Origin of the sequence: Kluyvera ascorbata ATCC 33433 (assembly GCF_000735365.1) — a bacterium.
In the GTDB taxonomy this organism is placed as follows: Bacteria; Pseudomonadota; Gammaproteobacteria; order Enterobacterales; family Enterobacteriaceae; genus Kluyvera; species Kluyvera ascorbata.
The window spans coordinates 1-5512 of sequence record NZ_JMPL01000182.1; the positions used below are offsets into that span (position 1 = coordinate 1).

The 5512-nt window shown below is 53.0% G+C and carries 4 protein-coding genes, 1 tRNA gene and 1 pseudogene; 3 read left to right on the plus strand and 3 right to left on the minus strand.

All coding sequences use genetic code 11. From position 1 onward, the window contains the following. A partial coding sequence (locus tag GKAS_RS22460) for a hypothetical protein (protein WP_035897638.1) occupies positions 1–656 on the plus strand: 656 nt, incomplete at its 5' end. Here GKAS_RS22460 and GKAS_RS22465 read toward each other — a convergent pair. The 3 genes from GKAS_RS22465 to nac all read right to left on the minus strand — a co-directional run bounded on the left by GKAS_RS22465 (position 648) and on the right by nac (position 4330). Beyond that, positions 648–2168, minus strand: a complete 1521-nt coding sequence (locus GKAS_RS22465; RefSeq protein WP_035897646.1) for an alpha/beta hydrolase — start codon at positions 2166–2168, stop codon at positions 648–650. The genes GKAS_RS22460 and GKAS_RS22465 overlap by 9 nt on opposite strands. A gap of 191 nt (positions 2169–2359) precedes the next feature. After that, positions 2360–3310, minus strand: coding sequence for an HTH-type transcriptional regulator Cbl (cbl, locus tag GKAS_RS22470; RefSeq protein WP_035897640.1), 951 nt, complete (start codon positions 3308–3310; stop codon positions 2360–2362). Between the two features lie 102 nt (positions 3311–3412). After that, a complete protein-coding gene (gene nac, locus GKAS_RS22475) occupies positions 3413–4330 on the minus strand; it encodes a nitrogen assimilation transcriptional regulator NAC (RefSeq protein WP_035897643.1) in 918 nt (305 codons plus the stop codon). Between the two features lie 307 nt (positions 4331–4637). Here nac and GKAS_RS22480 point away from each other — a divergent pair. Together GKAS_RS22480 and GKAS_RS22485 are read left to right on the plus strand one after the other, a co-directional pair. Then, positions 4638–4713 (plus strand) — tRNA-Asn (locus GKAS_RS22480). A 165-nt stretch (positions 4714–4878) separates the two neighbouring features. Then, positions 4879–5040 (plus strand): annotated as a pseudogene (locus GKAS_RS22485) (Arm DNA-binding domain-containing protein); the annotation flags it as partial. Between the last annotated feature and the right edge of the window lie 472 nt (positions 5041–5512).

The window sequence follows — 5512 nt, forward strand, 5'->3', positions numbered from 1 at the left end:
AGATGGCCGCTACGCTGGCGATGCTCTTTGCGATGGGCCAGGGAAACGTCTTCTATCCGCTGACCCCTTTTGGCCTGCATTGGCTGGCCTCTATCGTCATTTCCATTGTCGGGGGATTGTGCGCGGCCGCCGTTACCTGGCACGTAACCGGTCGCCGGCTCTCGATGGTTGAGAGTGCCCGTGCCGAGGCGCTGCCCGATGCCGAGAAAAATAATCAGGGGATCATTTCGGTTATTAACAGCGCGGGCTCCGATGCCATCCGCCTGGCGCTCGGTGCCGTCCCGATGCTTATTCTTTCACTGGCTATCGTCGGAGTAATGCAGAAAGCGGGCCTGATTGAAATGCTCCAGCAACTGCTGATGCCGCTGCTGCTGTGGCTGAATATTCCGGTTAACTTCGTGCTGCCTGCGCTGGTTAAATGCGTGGCTGGTGGCACCGCTTACTTTGGCGTCGTCTCTGAGATGGTCCAGCAGGGCAAAGTCACCGTCAGCCAGATTAACGCCTCTGCCGGACTGTTAATTCAGACCTTTGATCTTCCCGGCATCGGCATCTTTTTAGGCGTCAGCTCCCGCTTCGTCCGCCTGTTCCGCTTTGCGGCGACGGGTGCCCTTGCTGGAATTATCATCCGCACCCTTTTGCACGTCACGCTATTCTGACCGGAGGCAGGCCGCCACATTGGTCTGGTGACTACAATCAATATGCTGTTGAATGCGCGTCATCATCCAGGGGAAAAATGGATTGGAGGTCACGCGCATCAGCGTGTCCAGGCCAACGCTTAACGTAGCGGTCTCTCCGCGTAGCGAAATAGTGCCTATGCTGATGCCATAGCGATTTTTCTCCGCGGGCTCGCGGCCATAGAGCGAGTCGGTCAATGGGAACGGCACCGCTATATGAGACAGCGAATACATATCCTGCGGCCAGGCGATATGCAATGGCGTTACGGTTTCCTCTTGCGCCCCGGCAGGCGTCGTGCGAGCCACCGTTTCGTTGGTGCCAGAGTCGGTATTGGTAATGACGGTGGTCCGGTAAGGGCGTGGCGCAGGCGGCAGTAACGTATTGACGGCGGAATATAATGTTGGTCGGAACAACGCGCGTAAATTGGCTGCCTGGTTAATATCAAAAATCACCAGTTCACTGCCGTTATCCGGCAGATAGCGATACAGCGAATCCACCACCGCTCGGGTACTCACCGTCGAATCCATAATGGACTGGAACGTTAATACCGGCGCCAGCGCCGCCAGCCGCTTGCTCTGCGCCTCCTGCACAATTTGCTGCTGCAACGCCTGAGACAGCAGCCACGACTGGCGCGCAGCTTTGACCGGGAAAGAGTTGTATTTATACGGATTAAACTCCGGTACAACGTTGAGCCACGCCGCGCGGGCAAAGGCGGGGAAAATCGCCGGTAATCCAGCCAGCCCGGCAAAACGCGCAAAGGCGGTCACACCAATCATCGGCGATAGTAAGATTATCTGTTGTGGCCGACGCAGCGAACTATCCTCCAGGCTATCAAGGGCGTATTTCATCGCCAGCGCCCCGCCGTTGGAGTAGCCGACAATATGCAGCGGCACATCATTTCCCGCCAGCCGAGTTGCTTCACGCACGGCCATACGGGTTGTCGCTATCCACTGCTCACGGTCGACGCCGGTTAACGCCCCTGGCGCCGTGCCGTGCCCTGGCAGTCTCGGGACGACGGCAACAAACCCCTGTTGCTGATAGCGTAGTGCCAGATAATGCACGCTGTAGGGGGAATCGGTCAGGCCATGGAGCAACACCGCCACGCCGCGAGGTTTCCCCTGCGGCAGCAAGACAAAAGAGCGATTCCAGTCAGGCTGAAACTTACCCGGATAAACCAGGCTTTGGCTGTAAAAACGGTTAATCGGCGTCTTTTCATCATCATTCAGCGTATCCGTCACTTTGCTTTTCAGATCGCGAAAAATTGCCGTTTCCCGCGCCTGATAATCGGCAAACGTCGCACGGTCTATCTCACTGGCGGTCATTTCATCCGCCGTCCAGGTATGCCAGCGGTGCAGCGCCGGGCCACGTTGCGATTCGTATACACGACCAATGAAAAAGACAATGACGACCACCATCAGGCCGATAAACGCCCTTTTCGCCCACGAGATAATGGTCTTGCCAGACGTATTCAGCAGTCGTGTTAAACGCATCATTGCCATAGTGCTATCCGAATCATCTCTCTGTTCGCAAAGGGGTTATCACAAAATCAAAAGCGATCCTGCGATGTGCCTTTTAAACATAGACTAAACCAGGCACCAGTTTGTGGGCCCAGAATATAATGAGTTAAAGAGAAGCAATGACATGGTGGGATAAAAACCCGCGCGCCCCAGGCTGGGGCGCAGCGTTAAATCTGGTAATCCAGTACGGTCTCTTCCAGTTCCATGGCCTGGCGCTTGATCTCCTCCAGCGACAACCCGGCGTTACAGAGCTCGATAAAGCGCCATACGTAGTTGCGCTGAAGCTGACCGCGCTTAAGCCCCAGCCAGACGGTGTTGGCATCAAACAGATGATGCGTATCCAGCCGCACCAGGTTCCCGGACTCTTGCGCATCTCCAGACTGTTCGGCTACCAGACCAATCCCCAGCCCCAGATCAACGTAAGTTTTAATCACGTCGGAGTCCTGCGCGCTTAGCACAATATCCGGCGTAAGGCCCTTGCGGTTGAATGCCTCGTCAATGCGTGAGCGCCCGGTAATTCCCTGGCGATAGGTAATGAGCGGCCAGCGGGCGATAGCTTCCAGCGTCAGCGGGGTAGTATGTGTGAGGGGGTGATCCTTTGGTACCAGCAGGCTGTGGTGCCAGCGGAACCAGGGGAAAGCCACCAGCGTCGCGTCATTGCTTAAGCGTTCACTGGCAATACCGATATCCGCTCCGCCGTTATGCAGCAGCACGTCTATCTCCTGCGGCGTGCCCTGAATTAACTCCAGGCGCACGTCTTCAAAAATTTCCCGGAACGCTTTAATAACCGGCGGCAGACTATAGCGGGCCTGAGTATGCGTCGTGGCAATGGTCAGCACACCGGACGCATCGTTGGTAAAGAGATCGGCCAGACGTCGGACGTTACTGGCCTCATTCAGTATACGTTCGGCAATCACCAGCAGGGCTTTGCCCGGCTCCGTCATCCCTAACAGGCGTTTACCGCGACGGATAAAAATCTCAATCCCCAGCTCTTCTTCAAGCTCACGGATATGCCGGCTTACGCCGGACTGTGATGTATAAAGCATATTGGCAACTTCGGTCAGGTTGTAATCCTGCCGCGCCGCTTCACGAATTATTTTGAGCTGCTGGAAGTTCACGCTTCTCTCCGGGTCAATCAGACGTTGAGCTATTGTTAAAGTCTGATGCCCTCGTGAACAAATAATAAAAACCAGCAAGTTATATCTGAATGGAATATAAGCTTAGCTCACCAACAGTAATTCACGATTATCCAACATAGGGCGACTGACCAGTGACATCAGTATTTCTTTCACCGCCTGCGCCTGCGGGGTCAGTTGACCGCGTGCTGACACGTTTAACGACAGCGGCAGACTCATCGACGGCGTGGTGATCCGCGCCATCCAGCCATTTGCGGCGCTACACAGTGAACGCGCTGCCGATTCCGGCAGCACCGTCACGCCCATACCGCTGGCGATAGCCGCCGTCAGCGTAGAGATAGACTCAATCTCACCAATAATTTTGGCGGTTAAGCGACGCAGCGAGAAGGCTTCGTCCACGCGGGCCCGCACGGCGCTGTAATCCCGCGGCAGGAAAAGGTTCATTTCCGCTACCGCGGTGAGATCAACGCTCTGCCCCGGGCAATCGCGGGTCCCGACCAGGTAAAGGTCTTCTTTCAGCAGCGGCTGGCTGACGATCCCGGCAAGCGGTGCGCGATCGTAAAGCACCGCCATATCCAGTTGGCCGTTCAGCAGCTTGTCGTTAAGTACGGTGCCACTGTTTTCGTGCAGATAAACCAGCACTTCCGGCAGCTCATTACGTACCGCCTGTAACAACGGCATGGTAATCGATGACGCCGCCGTTCCCGGCGCAAGGCCGATGGATACCGTGCCGCTGAGCGTCTGACCAACGTTATTCACCGCCAGCTGCGCCTGTTCGCACTGGCGCAAGATAGTACGCGCATGGGTATATAGCACTTTGCCGGCTTCCGTTGGCGTCACACCACGCTTAGTCCGAATCAGCAGCTGCTGATCCAGCTCCCCCTCCAGCGTCGCGACCTGCTGGCTCAAAGCGGGCTGGGCGATATGTAACACTTCAGCGGCCTGAGTCAGACTGCCGATATCGACGATTTTCACAAAATACTTCAGCCGTCTTAAGTTCATTTTTGCCTCCGGTTCAACATCCACTGCCACGCTGGCATTAAGTAATCGGAGGATTTGCAAGATGCTTGCCAATTTTAAAATTGCCAGTAAATCCGTGTAAACCTATGGTTCAGGCGTTTTCTAGCAGCTATCAGAAGATTGCGATCTGCCCCATAAGGGGTACTTCTGCACTTTCACGGTGCAAATCAGTCAAAAAAACAGCAAATGAGGCTTGATTGCTGAAATTGTCAGCAAACGAACTTATTAGCGCTTCTCACCCTTTGACAAGCCGGGGTGACATCGATATTATGCGCCCCGTTCACACGATTCCTCTGTAGTTCAGTCGGTAGAACGGCGGACTGTTAATCCGTATGTCACTGGTTCGAGTCCAGTCAGAGGAGCCATATTTTAGTATTAAGACGTCTCAGTAAGTCTTAATGCGTTATAAAAAACAAGCAGTTAGATTGACCCGGTTATCCTGGTAAGGATTACCGGGTTTTTTGACATTCGTAGTTTTTGGGGCTTATTCGGGGGCCTCACGGTTCGTTGAACGAATGGAGCCCCCCGCTATGGCACTCACTGATACCGCTATCCGCAAGCTCAGACCCACAGACAACCCCTTCAAACTCGGCGACAGTGCGGAACTGTACCTGCTGATCAAACCTAACGGCTCAAAACTCTGGTACATGAAGTATCGCATTGACGGGAAAGAGAAGAAGCCGGCCTTTGGCCAAAATTACTACAGAGTTGTTGTCTATTGAAATTGCTTTATCATAATGTGGAATGCAGCATAATGCTCTCCCTTGTGAGGAAAGGCGGCTAGCTAAATTAGTTTCAACCATTGACCTAAGATTGTTATAAGCTTCAACGTTTTTATCGTGCTCTTTCCAATTGGCTTTGGGAATTGTATGTTATGCCTTCCTATAAAATAGGATGGCATTCATTAAATTCTCTGAGTACCACTCTGTACTATCATACCTGTAGAGTTCGGAATAACAGTTACCTAAGCAATATAAATAATGTGCTTCACATATTGGATGTGGGTATTCGAAATCGTGTTTAGTAAACCTCTCAACGAGTGTAGCTAAAGACAAATGATCGCTGTTTATAATGAATTGATCCGCTAACGTACCGAATTCATCTAATTCATTTTTTATGATTAACCAAATAACTTCTTAGCTACAAAATTAATAAATAGAAAGG